We start from the raw sequence: 15,265 nt of genomic DNA, 5'->3' as shown, positions 1-15,265 counted from the left end.
GGGTGTCGCAGGGGTGGCTCAGGGTGGCTCGGGGGTGTCGCAGGGCGGTCAGCGCTCGCGGACGACGCGCACGCCGCCCGCCGGCACGGTGGTGACGGGCCCGACCTCGGCGCCGGTGAGGAGGTCGGTCCCGGACGTGGTGGCCTTCCGGTCCGCGTCGGTGTGGTTGAGCAGGAACAGGTACGAGGAGCCTTCGCCGACCCGGCGGACCGCCTCGACGCCGGGCTCGGCCTCGGCGGTGCGGGGCAGCCCGACCTCCTCGACCAGCCGCGCGGCGACGCGGTCGACGGCCTCGCGGGGCAGCGCCGCCCCGACGTACCAGGCGGCTCCGCCGCCGACCGCGTGCCGCGTGACGGCCGGGCCGCCCGCGAGCGACGACGTGGCGTACCGGACGACGGCGTCGGCGCCGTCCAGCTCGACCCGCTCGGTCCAGTCCGCGACCTCGGCGCCGTCGTCCAGCCGGACGCGCTCGCCGGCCTGGAGCGGGTAGAACTCGTCGGTCCAGGCGCCGAGCACGTCCTGCAGGGCGCCGAGCCCGGGCCGGACGCGGCCGGTCGGCTCGCAGACGCCCGACAGGTAGGTGACGAGCAGCGTGCCGCCGCGGGCCGGCACGGCGCGCAGCCGCTCCGCCTCCGCGTCGGACAGCACCAGCAGCGTCGGCACCAGCACCAGGTCGTAGCCGGCCAGGTCGGTGCCGGGCGGCACGACGTCGCACAGCACCTGGCGCTCCCACAGCGCCCGGTGCCAGGTGCGCAGCTCCCGCCCGTACCGCAGCGCCCGGTGCGGGGTGAGCCCGTGCTGGAGCGCCCAGCCGGCCGGGTCGTCGACGACCATCGCCGCGCGCGCGGGCTCGACCACGGTGCCCCGCACCTCCGCGAGCGCCCGCAGGTCGCGCCCGAGCGCGACGACCTCCCGCCAGATCCGCGACCGGGTCCCGGAGTGCGGCAGCATCGCCGAGTGGAACTGCTCGGCCCCGGCGGTCGACGCGCGCCACTGGAAGAACAGCGCGCCGTCGGAGCCGCGGGCGACGTGGCCCAGGGCGTTGCGGGCGATCTCGCCCGGGTCCTTCGCGCGGTTCCGCTGCTGCCAGGAGGGCGCACCGGTGGAGTGCTCCATCAGCAGCCACGGCCGCCGTCCTGCGGACATCCCGCGCATCCGGTCGCCGGCGAACGCGAGGTCCTGCTCCCGGTCCGGGTCGTCCACCAGCGTGTAGTGGTCGTTCGCCACCACGGCGGTGTGCGGCGCCCAGGACGCGTAGTCCACGACCTGGGCCCCCGGCCCGACCATCATGTTGGTCGTGACCGGCACCGCGGAGTGCCGCTCGAGCACCTCCTTCTCCGCGAGGTAGTGCGCGAGCAGCGCGTCCGAGGAGTACCGCTCGTAGTCGAGGTAGAGCCCCGGGTTCGGCGCGCCGTGCTTCCCGCGCGGCGGCAGGATCTCGTCCCACGCGCCAAACCGGTGCCCCCACTGCGCGGTGCCCCACGCCTCGTTCACCGCGTCGACGGTCCCGTACCGGGCGCGCAGCCAGTCCCGGAACGCCGCCGCCGACACGTCGCAGTAGCAGCGGGCGTTGCCGCCGCCGAGCTCGTTGCCGACGTGCCACAGCCGCACCGCAGGATGGCGCCCGTACCGCTCCGCCAGCGCCTCGACGTACCGCAGCGCGTACCGGCGGAACACCGCGCTGCTCGGGCACCACGCCAGCCGGCCGCCGGGCGGCTGCTGGTAGAGGTCCGCGTCGAACGGCAGCACCTCGGGGTGCGCGGTGTGCAGCCAGGACGGCGGCGCCGCGGTCGGCGTGGCCAGGTCGATCGCGATGCCGTGCGCGTGCAGCAGCTCCACCGCGTCGTCGAACCAGGTCCAGTCGAACGCGCCGTCGGCGGTCTCGACCAGGCCCCAGGAGAACACCCCGAGGGTCACGAGGTTCACGCCGGCCTCGCGCATCAGGGCGACGTCCTCGTCCCAGACCTCCCGCGGCCACTGCTCGGGGTTGTAGTCGCCGCCGTAGGACAGGCCGTCGGTGGGCCAGGCGAACGGGCGCGCCGGCGGGGCGCTGGCCGGGACCACGGCGCTGACGAACTCAGGCACGGGCCGCCTCCCGCCGCGCCGCCGGCGCCTCGTCGATCGACACCCACGCGCCGAGGTCGTGGTCGTAGCAGACCGAGTTGTCGATGGCCTCGCGGGTGACGGCGGTGTCGCCCTCCCGCCCGACGCTGCCGACCCGGTCCGGGTCCGGTGCGGCCAGCGCGAGCAGCTTCGTGTAGTCGTGGTGCGGGTCGAGGATCACGGCGTCCGCCGGCCCGCGCTCGACCACCCGGCCGCGGTAGAGCACGAGGATCTCGTCGGAGAAGTGCCGGGCGGTCGCCAGGTCGTGCGTGATGTAGAGGACGGCCAGGTTGTCCTCGCGCTGGAGGCGGCCCAGCAGGTTGAGCACGCCGAGCCGGATCGACACGTCGAGCATCGACACCGGCTCGTCGGCGATCAGCACCTGCGCGCCCGGGGCCAGCGCCCGGGCGATCGCGACGCGCTGGCGCTGCCCGCCGGACAGCTCGTGCGGGCGGCGCGCCGCGATGGCCTCGGCCGGCGTCAGGTTGACTCGCTCGAGCATCTCGACCACCCGCGCGTGCGTCGACGCGGCGTCGTGGGTCCGGTGGTGGATCCGCAGCGGCCGGGCGACGTGGTGCTCGATGGTGTGGAACGGGTTGAGCGACGCGAACGGGTCCTGGAACACCATCTGCACGTGCCGCTGGTAGACCGAGCCCATGACCGGGGTGCGGTCGTCGAGCTGCACGTCGATCGTGCCGGAGGTCGGCTTCTCCATCCGGGTCAGCAGCTTGGCGATCGTCGACTTGCCCGAGCCGGACTCGCCGACGAGGGCGACGGTGCGGCGCGGCACCAGGTCGAACGACACCCGGTCCACGGCGCGCAGCGTGCTGCGGCGCAGCCCCGAGCGCAGGGCGTAGTCCTTGGTCAGGTCGGTGACGTGCACGCTGGTCATCAGGACTCCTCGGGGTCGACGCCGTCGCGGATGAACGCGCCGCGCTCGCCGGACAGGCTCGGGAACGAGCCCAGCAGGCGCCGGGTGTACGGGTGCGCGGGGGAGCGGTGCAGCTGCGCCGCGGTCTCCAGCTCGACGATCTCGCCCGCGAGCATCACCGCGATCCGGTCGCTGATCTCCAGCAGCAGCGGCAGGTCGTGCGTGATGAACACGACCGCGAAGTCGAGCTCGTCGCGGAGCCGGACGATCTCCCGGAGGATCTCCCGCTGCACCACCACGTCGAGGGCGGTGGTCGGCTCGTCCATGATCATGATCTGCGGCTCGAGCAGCATGGCCATGGCGATCATCACGCGCTGCCGCATGCCGCCGGACAGCTCGTGCGGGTAGGACCGCAGCCGGCCCGGGTCCACGCCGACGCGGGTCAGCACCTCGGCCGACCGCTCCCGGCGCTGCGCGCGGGACATCCGGGCGTGCGCCCGCAGGGTGTCGTCGAGCTGGGCGCCGATGGTCCGGACCGGGTTGAGCGAGTTCATCGCGCCCTGGAACACCATCGACAGCTGGGACCAGCGGAACCGCCGCAGCGGCTCGTCGTCGAGCCCGAGCAGGTCGACGTCGCCGCCGTCCCGGTCGTGGAACACCACGGAGCCGGACGCGATCCGCGCCGGCGGCTGGTGCAGCCGGTTGATCGCGTAGGCGAGCGTCGTCTTGCCGCAGCCGGACTCGCCGGCCAGGCCGAGGATCTCGCCGCGGCCCAGCTGGAGGCTGGCGTCCTTCACCGCGGTGACGGGCTCCTCGACGTCGTAGACGACGGTGAGGTCGGTGACGGTGAGCACGGGGCGGCGCGCCGGCACGGCGGCGTGCGGGACCCGGTCGGTGAGCGCGGTCATCGGGCGGCCTTCCTGGCGACGCGGGCGGCCGCCTTCGCGCGGCGGCGGGCGGTGCGGGCGTTCTTCAGGCGGGGGTTGATGATCTCGTCGATCGAGAAGTTGACCAGGGACAGGCCCATCCCGAACAGGGCGATCACCAGGCCGGGCGGCACGAACCACCACCAGGCGCCGAGCGGGAGCGCGAAGCCGTTCTGCGCGTAGAACAGCATCGTGCCGAGCGTGGACGCGTTCGAGGCGCCGAGGCCGAGGAACGACAGGCCGGCCTCGCCGAGGATCGCGGCGATCACCGCGTAGACGAACTGCGAGGCGAGCACCGGCAGCAGGTTCGGCAGGATCTCCACGCCGATGACCCGCCACGGCTTCTCGCCCGACAGCCGGGACGCGGCCACGTAGTCGCGGGCCCGGACGGACAGGGTCTGCGCGCGGAGCACCCGCGCGGACGCCGCCCACGAGGTGAGCGCGAGGACGACCGCGATGGTCCACAGGCCGCGGCTCTCGCGGGGCACGAAGCCCGAGATCACGATGACCAGCGGCAGGCCGGGGATCACGAGGAAGACGTTCGACAGCAGCGAGAACACCTCGTCCGCCGCGCCGCCGAGGTAGGCGCCGTAGATCCCGAAGAACGCCGACAGCACCGTCGCGAGCACGCCGACCATGAGGCCGATCTGCAGCGAGCCGCGGGTCGCGTACGCCAGCTGCGCCAGCACGTCCTGGCCGGTCTGCGTCGTGCCGAGCCAGTGCTCCGCCGACGGGCCGGACAGGCCGACGTCGCTGATCGCGTCCGGGTCGCCGACCAGGTACGGCCCGACGACGCCGAGCAGCACGACGCCGGCGATCAGCACCAGGCCGGTGGCGAGCCACGGGGTCATGGTCGGCAGCAGGAGCCGCCAGGCGGGGCGCGCGCGGCCCGCGGGGCGGGGCTCGGGCGGCGTGGTCGGCGCGGTGGTCTCGACGGGGCCGCCGGGGCCCTCGACGGCGACCTGCACGTCCGGTCCGATGTTCGTCATCGCCGGCTCCCCTCAGGCCTTCGCGCGGGTGCGCGGGTCGATGAGGCCGTACAGCAGGTCGACGACGAGGTTCGCGCCGAGCACGGCCAGGGTGATGAACAGGAACACGCCCTGCATGAGCGCGTAGTCGTTGTTGGTGACCGCGGCGAGCAGCCGGGACCCGATGCCGGGGTAGGAGAACACCTGCTCGGTGACCACGGACCCGGAGACGACGAACCCGAGGGAGATGGCGAACCCGGCGACCGACGGGAGCACGGCGTTGCGCGCCGCGTAGTTCCGCATCACCTGGCCGTGCGGCAGGCCCTTGGCGCGGGCGGTCAGCACGTAGTCCTCGGAGAGCGTGGACACCATCATGTTGCGCATCCCGAGCAGCCAGCCGCCGATCGACGCGACCACGATGGTCAGCGCGGGTACGAAGCCGTACTCGATCGCGGACGCGATGAACTCGGGCGACCAGCCGGGGTCGAGCACGACGTCGTAGCCGCCCTGCGACGGGAACCAGCCGAGCACCCGGGACAGCAGGTAGACCAGCACGAGCGCCAGCCAGAAGTACGGCACCGCGGCGAGCAGCGTCGTCAGCGGCACGGCCGAGTCGAGCCAGGTGCCGGGCCGCCAGCCGACGAACGCACCGAGCAGCACGCCGATGGTCGCGGCGAGCACGGTGGCGATGCCGACCAGCACGACGGTCCACGGCATCGACGTGCCGATGACCTCGCTGACCGGGGTCGGGAAGTAGGTGACCGAGACGCCGAGGTCGCCGCGCAGCAGGTTCGACAGGTAGGTGCCGTACTGCTGCAGCAGGGAGTCGGTGGTGTCGCCGCCGAGCAGGGCGGCGTACGCCTCGCGCGTCTCGGGGGTGACCGTCCCGCCGCGCTGCTGGAGCTTGGCCAGCAGGATGTCGACCGGGTTGCCCGGGAGCAGGCGGGGGATGAGGAAGTTGAGGGTGACGGCGGCCCACAGGGCGACCGCGTAGAAGCCGAGCTTGCGCAGGACGTAGTTCACGTCGCGACCCTTCCGACGGCGGGGCGGGGGAGCGGGGGCCGGTCCGGGCGACGGCGGCGGTGCGTGCCGTCGCCCGGACCGGTCCGGCTCAGCCCTCCGCCGGCTCCAGGCGCTTGAAGATCTCCGCGGCGTCGAACGCGGACCACACCGCCGGGAAGGCGTACATGTCGTCCTCGGTCGGCCAGCCGGTGAACTTGCCGACGTTCCACTCGCTCGTGGTGCCGCCGGTCAGGATCGGGATGTACGGCATGTCCTCGACGACCGCGGCCTGGATCGCGTCGAAGTGCGGCTGGCGCGCCTCGGCGTCGTCCAGGGGCATGGACTTCAGCGCGTCGAGCGCCGCGTCGACGTCCGCGTTCGCGTACCGGGCGTAGTTGTTGCCCGCCGCCTCGCCGACCGGGGCGCCCGTCGCCGACGAGAAGAAGTACGTGTAGAGGTAGTACGGGTCGGGCGCCGGGCCCTGCCACAGCGAGTCGATCGCGAGCTGGAAGTTGCCCTGGGTGCGGCGCTCGGTCCACTCGTTCCAGGACGACTGCGCGGTCTGCACGTCGATGCCCGCGGCCTTGGCCTGCTGCGCGATGGTCTGCACGGCGGTGATGTAGTCGGTCCAGCCGGTGACGACCTCGACCGTCACGGTGAGCCGCTCGCCGTCCTTGGCGTAGATGCCGTCGGAGCCCTTGGCCCAGCCGGCCGCCTCGAGCACCTCGGCGGCGCCCTCGGGGTCGGCGGTCTCCGGGGCGACCGGCTCCTCGACGTCGGCGGAGATGGTGCCCTCCTGCGTGGAGGTCAGCGCGAACGTCGGCGAGATCTCCGACGCGGTCTCCTCGAACGCGAGCTGGTTGAGCTGCGTGCGGTCCATCGCGAGGTAGAGCGCGTGCCGGACCGCCGGGTCGGTCTGCGGGCCCGAGCAGCCGAGCTCCACGCTGGAGCAGGTGGCGAGCACCATCTGGTTCTGCGCGGCGGTCAGGGTGTCGTAGCCGGGGAAGTTCTCGGCGACGTTCTGGATGTCGGGCACCGGGCCGGTCTGCCAGTCGATGGTGCCGTTCGCGATGCCGTCGGCGCCGGCCGTGTTGCCGGACAGCGACAGGAACCGGATCGTCTTCACGGCCGGTTCGCCGCCCCAGTACTCCGGGTTCGCGGCGTAGGTGAACGCCTGCGGCTTGAAGTCGTCGAGCACGTAGGCGCCGGTGCCCACCGGGTTCTCGACGACGTCCGCGGTCGGGTCGACGTCCGCCCAGAGGTGCTCCGGGACGATCGGCACGCCGGACAGCACGTCGGGGCCCTGCACGAACGCGGGCGCCTCGAAGGTGAAGGTCACGTGGGTGTCGTCGGTCGCGGTCGCGGTGCCCGCGTAGCCGACGTTGTTGATGGCCGGGGTGCTCGCCAGGAGGTCGAACGTGAACACCACGTCGTCGGCCGTGAACGGCTCGCCGTCGGACCAGGTGACGCCCTCGCGGAGCGTGACCTGCAGCTCGGTGCCGTCGTCGTTCCAGGCGTACTCGGTGCCGAGCAGCGGGACGGGCTCGGTCTCCGCGGCCTTGTTGATGAAGAACAGCTGCTCGTAGATCGTGCCGAGCGCGCCGATCCGGGACGGGGAGAACGGGTTGAAGTTGACCTGGTAGTCGCCGGACTGACCGGTGTAGGCGACGAGCGTGGCGCTGTCGCCGGACGCGCCGGTGCTGCTGCCGCCGCCCCCGTCGCCGCCGCCGCTGCAGGCGGCGAGGAGCGCGAGCGTCGCGGCGCCGGCGACGAGGGCGGTGCCCTGGCGGGCGCGGCGGGCGCGGCGCCGGTGCGTGCGTGCTGACCTGAGGAACATCGCTGGTCCTTTCCACCCGTCGCGGCCGACGGTCTGGTCGTGGCCGCGTCGTCGCGGCCCGGGGAAACGCAGGCATATCGTTACGTGCTTAAATTAAGCATGTCAAGATATGGTCGGGACATGCGCACGTCACCCCGTGCCGCGACCGGGGCGCTCGTCCTCGACCTGATCCGCACGCTCGGCACGGTCAGCAGGGTCGAGCTCGCCGACCGGTCCGGGCTCACCGCGGCGACCATCACGCACGTCGTCCGGGACCTCATCGGCGAGGGCCTGGTGCACGAGGTGGGCCGGGTGACCGGTGGTGTCGGGTCGCCGCGGCGGCTGCTCGAGCTCGACGCCGGCGCCTGGTTCGCGGTCGGCGTCCAGCTGGACCGCAGCGCCAGCAGCGTCGTGGTGACCGACTTCGCCGGCCGCCGGGTGGCGTCCACCGCCGTCCGCGGGGTCGGCCGCGGCGCACCCGACGACACGCTGCCGGTGCTGGCCCGGCACATCGACCTGCTGCTCGCCGGGGCGGGGCTGCCGCGGGACCGCGTGCTCGGGGTCGGGCTGGTGACGCACGGCCCGCAGGACCGCGCGGCCGGCGCCGTGCTCACCGGGCAGCCGACCCCGGAGTGGCGCGACTACCCGCTGACGGCGACGCTCTCCCGGCTGCTCGGCCTGCCCGTGCTGCTGGAGAACGACGCGACCGCCGCGGCCGTGGGGGAGCAGTGGGTCGGCGCCCTCGACGTCGACACGTTCGGCGTGCTCTACATGGCGACCGGCGTGGGCGGCGGCGTGATCGCGGGCGCCGAGGTGTACCGCGGCGGCACCGCCAACCCCGTCGAGATCGGGCACGTGCCCGTCGACCCCGCCGGTCCGGCGTGCGCCTGCGGCAGCCGCGGGTGCGTCGAGGTGCTCGCCGGGCCGGGCGCGGTGGTCGGCACCGCGCTGGGCGACCCGGCGCTCGCGGGCCGGCTCGGGCTGGCCGGCGGGGCGGACGCGGTGCTGGCGGACTTCCAGCGCGTGGCCCGGGCGGCGGTCGCCGGGGACGCCGCGTGCGAGGCGCTGCTCGCCGCGTCGGCGCGGCACCTGGGGACCGCGGCCGTCACGCTGATGAACCTGTTCGACGTCGACACCGTCGTGCTGGCCGGGCCGGCGTTCGGCGTCGCCGGGCCGCTGTACGTCGCCGGCGTGCAGGAGGTCGTCGACGCCGGCGCGCTCGCGCGGCTGCTGCGGCCGGTGCGGGTGCGGCTGTCGCGCGACGTGCGGGTGTCGGCCGCCGTGGGCGGGGCGCTGGTCGTGCTGCGGTCGCCGCTCGGGCGGCCGGGGGCGGTGCCGACGGCGCTCGACCCGGTGCCCGGCGTGGTGTCCGCCGAAGCCGTGCCCCGCCTCGCGCCCGCCTCGGCCCCCGCGCCCGTGCCCGCGCCCGCGCCCGCCGCCGACCCCGCGCCCGCTGCCGCCGCTGCCGTGCCCGCGCTGCCCGCCTGACCCGCACCACCCCGTCGTCCCGACTCGAAGGAGAGCCCGTGACCACCACCCCCGACCCCCGCTGGACGGTGCTGCGCCGCGACGGTGTCGCCGTCGTGCTCGCGCACCCCGCCGACGGCCTGCCGCAGGTGCTGCACTGGGGTGCCGACCTCGGCCCGCTCGAGCCCGCGGACCTGGCGGCGCTCCGCGCGGCGGCCGACCGGCAGACGCCGCCCGGCACGCTGGACGCGGCCGCGCACCCGTCGCTGCTCCCGCAGGAGACCGACGGCTGGCCGGGCCGCCCGGGCGCGCAGCTCGTGCGGGACGGCGTGCCGCTGACCCCGCGGTGGGTGCCGCGCTCGGTGGCGCCGGCGCCGGACGGGCACGCGGTCGAGATCGAGGCCGAGGACCCTGCCGCCGGGCTGGTGCTGCGCACCCGCCTGCGCCTGGAGCCCGGCGGGCTGCTCGGCGTCGACCACGCGCTGGAGGTGGCGTCGGGCGGGCCGGGGCCGGTCGAGGTGCAGGCGCTGGAGGCCGTGCTGCCGGTCCCGACCCGCGCGGACGTGGCCACCACGTTCGCCGGCCGGTGGACCCGCGAGAAGGCGCCCGCCACCGGGCCGCTGCCGCGCGGGTCGCTCGCCCGGCAGACCCGGCGAGGGCGGCCGGGGCACGACCAGCCGTGGCTGCTCGCGCTCACCTCGGCGACCCCGCGCGACCGGGACGGCGAGGTGTGGACCGTGCACCTCGCGTGGCCCGCGGACGTCACCTACCGGACGGACCGGCTGCCGGACCAGCCCACCCTGCTCGGCGCCGGCGAGCTGCTGCGGGCCGGCGAGGTCGTGCTGGAGCCGGGGGAGTCGTACGCGGCGCCGACGGCGTGGTTCGCCTGGTCGGACGGCGGGCTGGACGGCGTCTCCGCGCGGTTCCACACGTACCTCCGGTCCCGGCCGCAGCACCCGCGCACGCCGCGCCCGCTCGTGCTCAACACCTGGGAGGCCGTGTACTTCGACCACGACCCGGCGACGGTGCTCCGGCTCGCCGAGCGTGCCGCGCAGATCGGCGTCGAGCGGTTCGTGCTGGACGACGGCTGGTTCCTCGCGCGCCGCGACGACACCCGCGGGCTCGGCGACTGGGTCGTCGACCGGGCGGTGTGGCCGGACGGGCTCGGCCCGCTCGCGGAGCGGGTGCACGGGCTCGGCATGCAGCTCGGGCTGTGGTTCGAGCCCGAGATGGTCAGCCTCGACTCCGACCTGGCGCGCGCGCACCCGGACTGGCTGCTGCACCCCGCCGACCGGGTCCCGGACCCCGCGGGGCTGTCGTACCGGACGCAGTACGTGCTCGACCTGGCGCGGCCGGAGGCGCGGGCGCACGTGCTCGGCCAGGTGTCGGCGCTGGTCGCCGAGCTCAGGATCGACTTCATCAAGTGGGACCACAACCGCGACCTGGTGGACGCGCGGCACGCGGGCCGGCCGGGCGTCGACGCCCAGACCCGCGCGGTGCTCGGGCTGATGGCCGAGCTCAAGGCGCGGCACCCCGGGCTGGAGATCGAGTCGTGCTCGTCCGGCGGCGCGCGCAGCGACCTCGGGGTGCTCGAGGTCGCCGACCGGGTGTGGGCGTCGGACTCCAACGACGCGGTCGAGCGGCAGGACATCCAGCGGTGGACGACGCTGCTGCTGCCGCCCGAGCTGGTCGGCGCGCACGTCGGGCCGCCGACCTCGCACAGCTCCGGGCGGACCGTCGACCTGTCGTACCGCCTGGCGACCAGCCTCATGGGGTCGGCCGGCTTCGAGTGGGACGTGCTGTCCTGCTCGGACGAGGAGGTCGCCGTGCTCACCCGGTTCGGCGCGCTGTACCGGGAGCTGCGGCCGCTGCTGCACACCGGGACGGTCGTGCACGCCGACGTGCGGGACCCGGCGCTGCGCGTCGTCGGCGCCGTCGCCGCGGACGGGTCGGCGGGCGTGTGGACCGTCGCGACGGTGGCCTCGCTGGAGGACGCGCGGCCGGAGCCCGTCCGGCTGCACGGCCTGCGCCCGGACGCCCGGTACCGGGTGCGGGTGCGCGACGAGGTCGGCCCGGCGCGCTGGGGCTGGGTGACGCCGCCGTGGCTCGCCGCGGGCGAGGTGACGCTGCCCGGCCGGGTGCTGGCGGAGGTGGGGCTGCAGATCCCGGCGCTCTGGGCGGCGCAGGCCCTGGTGCTGCACGCCACGGAGGTGTGACCGGCGCGCCGCCGGGGCCGAGCGCGGCAGGACCGGCGCGAGGTCGGCTCCTCGGGCTGCCGACCTCGCGCCCGGGCTGCCGGTCTCGGCGGCGGAGCCCGGGTGGGGGTCGCGGGGTCAGCGGGACGGCGGGGCCGTGCTGCCGCGGGCGACCACCCGGGCGCCGGGGGTGCCCGTCGTCGCGGGCGGGCCGCCGGCGACCGCCCGCAGCAGCACCTCGGCGGTCAGCGCCCCGAGCTCGTGCACGTCGCGGCTCACCACCGACAGCGGGGGGTGCGAGATCCGCACGTTCGCCGAGTCGTCCCAGGCCAGCACCGACAGGTCCTCGGGGACCCGGACGCCGAGCCGCGCGGCCTCGCGCAACCCGGCGAGCGGCATGAGGTCGTTGTCGTACACGATCGCGGTCGGCGGTTCGGGCAGCGCCAGCAGCTCCGCGGTGCGCGCGGCGCCGCTGGCCGCGCCGTAGTCGCCCTCGCGGTGCAGCCCGACGACGCCGGCCGCCGCGGCGGCGTCCCGGAACGCCGCGCCGCGCACCCGCGTGTGCCGGTACCGCTCCGGTCCCGACACCCAGCCGACCCGCCGGTGGCCCAGCCCGGCGAGGAACGCCACGGCGGTCCGCATCGCGCCGTCGTTGTCGTAGTCGACGACCCACCGGCCGTCGCCGGGCTCGCCGCCGAGCAGCACCGATGGCAGCCCGAGGTCGCGGCACGCCTGCTCGCGCGGGTCGTCCTCGACCAGGTCGGAGATCACGACGGCGTCGACCAGCCCGTCCCGGGCCCAGCGGCGGTACGCCACCAGCTCCGCGTCCAGGTCGGGGACCACGTGCACGAACACGCTGGCGCCGTGCGCGTCCAGCTCCTCCTCCATGCCGGCGAGCAGGTCCGTGTAGAAGGGCTCGAGGGCGCCGTCGTCGTCGGCGGGCAGCAGCGCCAGCCCGACGCGGATCCCGCTGCCCGGCCGCCGGTCGGGCGGCGTCGGCGTCGTCATGGGCGCAGCATCGCACGGGTGGCGCGGCGGGGGTGCGACGCCGTGCCATGCTGAGCGCCATGGACGGCGTCGAGGTGCCGCGGGGCGCCGGGCGGCGGGGCGGCCGGGCGCTGTCGACGACGGGCTCCCGGGTGCTCGACCTCGTCCGGACGCGCGGGCCGATCAGCCGCGTGGAGCTCGCGGAGCTGGCCGGGGTCACCCCGGCGGCGATCTCGCACGCCGTGCGCGCGCTGCTCGACCAGGGCCTGCTCCGCGAGTCCGGCGCGCGGGAGTGGACCGGTGGCAAGCCACGCGTGATGCTCACGCTCGACCCGCTGGCCCGGTGCGCCGTGGGCGTCCAGCTCGGCGCCGACTGGGTGGTCGTGGTGCTGATCGACGCCCGGGGCGCGGTCGTCGCCCGGACCCGGGTGCGCGGCGCGCGCGAGCTGGACCCGGAGCACGTGCTCGCCGGCATCGCCCGGGAGGTCGACGTGCTGCTGCGCGCCTCCGGCATCGGGCGGGACCGGGTCGCCGGCGTCGGCCTGGCGGTGCCCGGCGCGCTCGACCTCGACGCGGGCGCGATCACCGTGTCGCGCTCGCTGCACCGCTGGCAGGGCCTCGCGGTGCGCGACCGGCTGGCGGAGGCCGTCGGCCTGCCCGTGGTGCTGGACAACGACGCGACCGCCGCGGCGGTCGGCGAGGTGTGGGCCGGGCGGACCGCCGGGTCGGTGGCGCACTGCACGCTGCACATGGGCGCCGGGATCGGCGCGGGCGTCGTGGTGGGCGGGCGGGTGCACCGGGGCGCGAGCGGCAACGCCGGCCCGCTCGGGCGGATGCACCTGCACCGGTCCGGGCACGAGCCCGGGCCCACGCTGGAGGAGCTCGCCGCGCCGCACGCGGTCGCCCGCCGGGCGCGCGAGGCGGTCGCCGCGGGCCGGGACACCTCGGTGCGGCTGAGCGCCGACGGCGACCCGATCACCGACTTCGGCGCCGTGGCGACCGCGGCGGTGCAGGGCGACGCGCTCGCGGGCGAGCTCGTGGCGGAGTCCGCGGAGTACCTCGCGGACGCCGTCGTCACCGTCGCGAACCTGCTCGACGTGGACTCGGTCGTGCTCGCCGGCCCGGCGTTCAGCACGGCGGGGTCGCTGTACGCGGCGGTGGTCGAGCGGCGGCTGCGGGCCGAGCTGCACGCGGCCGACCGGCACGGGGTGCGGGTCGCGCTGGCCGCGCACGTGGCGGACGCCGCGGCGGTCGGCGCGGCGGCGCTGGTGCTCCAGGAGGACCTGGCGCCGCGCCGGGCCTGACGCACCCGCCTCAGCCGGGACGCGCCCGCCTCAGCCGGGGCGCGCCCGGCTCAGCCGGGGCGCGAGTGGGCACCGGACGCGTCGAGCGGGCAGCCACGGGATGCCCGCTCGACGCGTCCGATGCCCAGTCGGCTCAGCCGCCGCGCGCCAGCCGGCGCAGGTCGACCGCGTCGATCATCAGCCCCTGGTCCTCGCGCACCCACCGGTCGCCGGTCGCCCGGTGCTCCGCGGGCGTGGCGAACCGGTACCGGTACAGCCGCGCCCGGACCCAGCGGGGGCGCTCGCCGCCGAACGGGTCGTCCGCCAGCAGCCGCAGCGTCGGGCGGTCGGCCTCGAGCAGCTTCGCGAGGAACGGCACGAACCAGCGCAGCTGGGCCGACGACCCGAGCGCCAGGAACCACATCAGCCAGTCGAGCCGCAGGTGGTACGGCGCGTACTGCCGCGGCAGCCGCCGGACGTCCCCGGGCTTGCCGCGGAACCCGTACTCCGCCCACGTCGCGTCCTCGGGGTCGGCGTCCCGGGTGCCCTCGACGACCACCTCGGTGCGGCGCCGGGTGATCGTGCCGAACGCACCGTAGGCGTTGACCAGGTGGAACGGGTTGAACGACGCGTTCATCCGCTGGTGCCGGGACACCAGGTTGCGGGCGGGCCAGTAGGACAGCACGACGCACAGCGCGCTGACCGCGAGCACGACGACGACGAACCAGGCGGGCGGGTCGGCCGCGGCCGACGCGGCGGCGGCGGCGTCGACCCCCACCAGCCCCAGCACCGCCGCCCACGACCCGTCGTCGACCGCCGACGCCGCGAGGACGATCGTCAGCCAGTTCAGCCAGGCGAAGTTGCCGGACAGCACCAGCCACAGCTGGGTGACCACCATGATCGCCGCCGCGGTGCTCGCGACCGGGCCCGGCACCAGCAGCCCGAACGGCACCACCAGCTGCGCGACGTGGTTCGCGGCGACCTCGACGCGGTGCAGCGGCCTCGGCAGCAGGTGGAACAGCCGGCTCGCCGGACCGGGCATCGGCTGGGTCTCGTGGTGGTAGTACAGCGCCGTCAGGTCGCGCCAGGCCGGGTCGCCGCGCCACTTGATCAGCCCCGCGCCCAGCTCGAGGCGGAACACGAGCCACCACAGCAGCGCCAGCACGGTCCACGGGGGCGCGACCGCGTCCGAGCCGAGGAACGCGACGAGGAACCCCGCCTCGAGCAGCAGCGACTCCCAGCCGAACCCGTAGAACGTCTGCCCGACGTTGACCACCGACAGGTAGAGCACCCAGAGCACGCCGAACGCCAGCAGCGGCAGCCACGGCGGTCCCTGCTGCGGGAGCCCGGCCACCAGCGCCGCCGCGACGACCACCCCGGTCCAGCCGACGGCGACCAGCAGGCGGTCGGAGTACCGCGCGAAGAACAGGCTGGGGGAGGCCCGCCACGGCACCCGCTCCGTGAACGACGGCACCGGCAGTAGACCGCGCTCCCCGAGCAGCGGCCGGAACTGCCGCAGCACGGTGACGAACGCCAGCACGTACACCGCGGCGACCCCGCGCTGCGCGATCTCCCGGGCGATCGTGTACCGCTCCGCGTCGAACCACTCCACGCCCTCAGCCTCGCCCCCTTCGCCGAGATGGCAAC

The 15,265-nt window shown here is 75.6% G+C and carries 11 protein-coding genes; 3 read left to right on the top strand and 8 right to left on the bottom strand.

Going from position 1 to position 15,265, the window contains the following annotated elements; translation table 11 throughout:
- Nucleotides 1-48: 48 nt before the first annotated feature.
- The 6 genes from Cpa01nite_RS02930 to Cpa01nite_RS02905 all read right to left on the bottom strand — a co-directional run bounded on the left by Cpa01nite_RS02930 (nucleotide 49) and on the right by Cpa01nite_RS02905 (nucleotide 7,707).
- Nucleotides 49-2,085 (bottom strand): beta-galactosidase, encoded by a 2,037-nt coding sequence (locus Cpa01nite_RS02930; RefSeq protein WP_239068476.1) that lies wholly within the window; start codon nucleotides 2,083-2,085, stop codon nucleotides 49-51.
- Nucleotides 2,078-2,995 (bottom strand): ABC transporter ATP-binding protein, encoded by a 918-nt coding sequence (locus Cpa01nite_RS02925; protein ID WP_203667258.1) that lies wholly within the window; start codon nucleotides 2,993-2,995, stop codon nucleotides 2,078-2,080. Before Cpa01nite_RS02925 ends, Cpa01nite_RS02930 begins: the two co-directional genes overlap by 8 nt.
- Nucleotides 2,995-3,882 (bottom strand): ABC transporter ATP-binding protein, encoded by an 888-nt coding sequence (locus Cpa01nite_RS02920; RefSeq protein WP_203667257.1) that lies wholly within the window; start codon nucleotides 3,880-3,882, stop codon nucleotides 2,995-2,997. Before Cpa01nite_RS02920 ends, Cpa01nite_RS02925 begins: the two co-directional genes overlap by 1 nt.
- The gene (locus Cpa01nite_RS02915) at nucleotides 3,879-4,889 is read right to left on the bottom strand and encodes an ABC transporter permease (protein ID WP_203667255.1); all 1,011 of its coding nucleotides are present in this window, start codon (nucleotides 4,887-4,889) and stop codon (nucleotides 3,879-3,881) included. Before Cpa01nite_RS02915 ends, Cpa01nite_RS02920 begins: the two co-directional genes overlap by 4 nt.
- A 12-nt stretch (nucleotides 4,890-4,901) precedes the next feature.
- Nucleotides 4,902-5,891 carry an ABC transporter permease gene (locus Cpa01nite_RS02910; RefSeq protein WP_203667254.1) on the bottom strand — a complete coding sequence of 330 codons (990 nt, stop codon included), beginning with the start codon at nucleotides 5,889-5,891 and terminating at the stop codon, nucleotides 4,902-4,904.
- Between the two features lie 88 nt (nucleotides 5,892-5,979).
- The gene (locus tag Cpa01nite_RS02905; RefSeq protein ID WP_203667252.1) at nucleotides 5,980-7,707 is read right to left on the bottom strand and encodes an ABC transporter substrate-binding protein; all 1,728 of its coding nucleotides are present in this window, start codon (nucleotides 7,705-7,707) and stop codon (nucleotides 5,980-5,982) included.
- 120 nt (nucleotides 7,708-7,827) lie between these two features.
- Here Cpa01nite_RS02905 and Cpa01nite_RS02900 point away from each other — a divergent pair, with 120 nt between their 5' ends.
- Together Cpa01nite_RS02900 and Cpa01nite_RS02895 are read left to right on the top strand one after the other, a co-directional pair.
- The gene (locus Cpa01nite_RS02900) at nucleotides 7,828-9,174 is read left to right on the top strand and encodes an ROK family transcriptional regulator (protein WP_203667250.1); all 1,347 of its coding nucleotides are present in this window, start codon (nucleotides 7,828-7,830) and stop codon (nucleotides 9,172-9,174) included.
- Between the two features lie 38 nt (nucleotides 9,175-9,212).
- Nucleotides 9,213-11,369: an alpha-galactosidase gene (locus Cpa01nite_RS02895; protein WP_203667249.1), complete on the top strand. Its 2,157-nt coding sequence runs from the start codon at nucleotides 9,213-9,215 to the stop codon at nucleotides 11,367-11,369.
- A gap of 117 nt (nucleotides 11,370-11,486) precedes the next feature.
- On the opposite strand, the gene Cpa01nite_RS02890 is transcribed toward Cpa01nite_RS02895, so the two are convergent.
- Nucleotides 11,487-12,356: a LacI family DNA-binding transcriptional regulator gene (locus tag Cpa01nite_RS02890; protein ID WP_203667247.1), complete on the bottom strand. Its 870-nt coding sequence runs from the start codon at nucleotides 12,354-12,356 to the stop codon at nucleotides 11,487-11,489.
- Between the two features lie 59 nt (nucleotides 12,357-12,415).
- Here Cpa01nite_RS02890 and Cpa01nite_RS02885 point away from each other — a divergent pair, with 59 nt between their 5' ends.
- Entirely contained in the window at nucleotides 12,416-13,639 is a 1,224-nt protein-coding gene (locus Cpa01nite_RS02885; RefSeq protein WP_203667243.1) for an ROK family transcriptional regulator, read from the top strand.
- Nucleotides 13,640-13,772: 133 nt separating this feature from the next.
- Here the strand turns inward: Cpa01nite_RS02885 and Cpa01nite_RS02880 are convergent, their stop codons facing one another.
- Entirely contained in the window at nucleotides 13,773-15,230 is a 1,458-nt protein-coding gene (locus tag Cpa01nite_RS02880; protein WP_203667242.1) for a lipase maturation factor family protein, read from the bottom strand.
- Nucleotides 15,231-15,265: the final 35 nt, after the last annotated feature.

This window comes from Cellulomonas pakistanensis, assembly GCF_016862755.1.
Lineage (GTDB): Bacteria > Actinomycetota > Actinomycetes > Actinomycetales > Cellulomonadaceae > Cellulomonas > Cellulomonas pakistanensis.
This window is presented reverse-complemented; position numbering and strand designations above follow the sequence as displayed.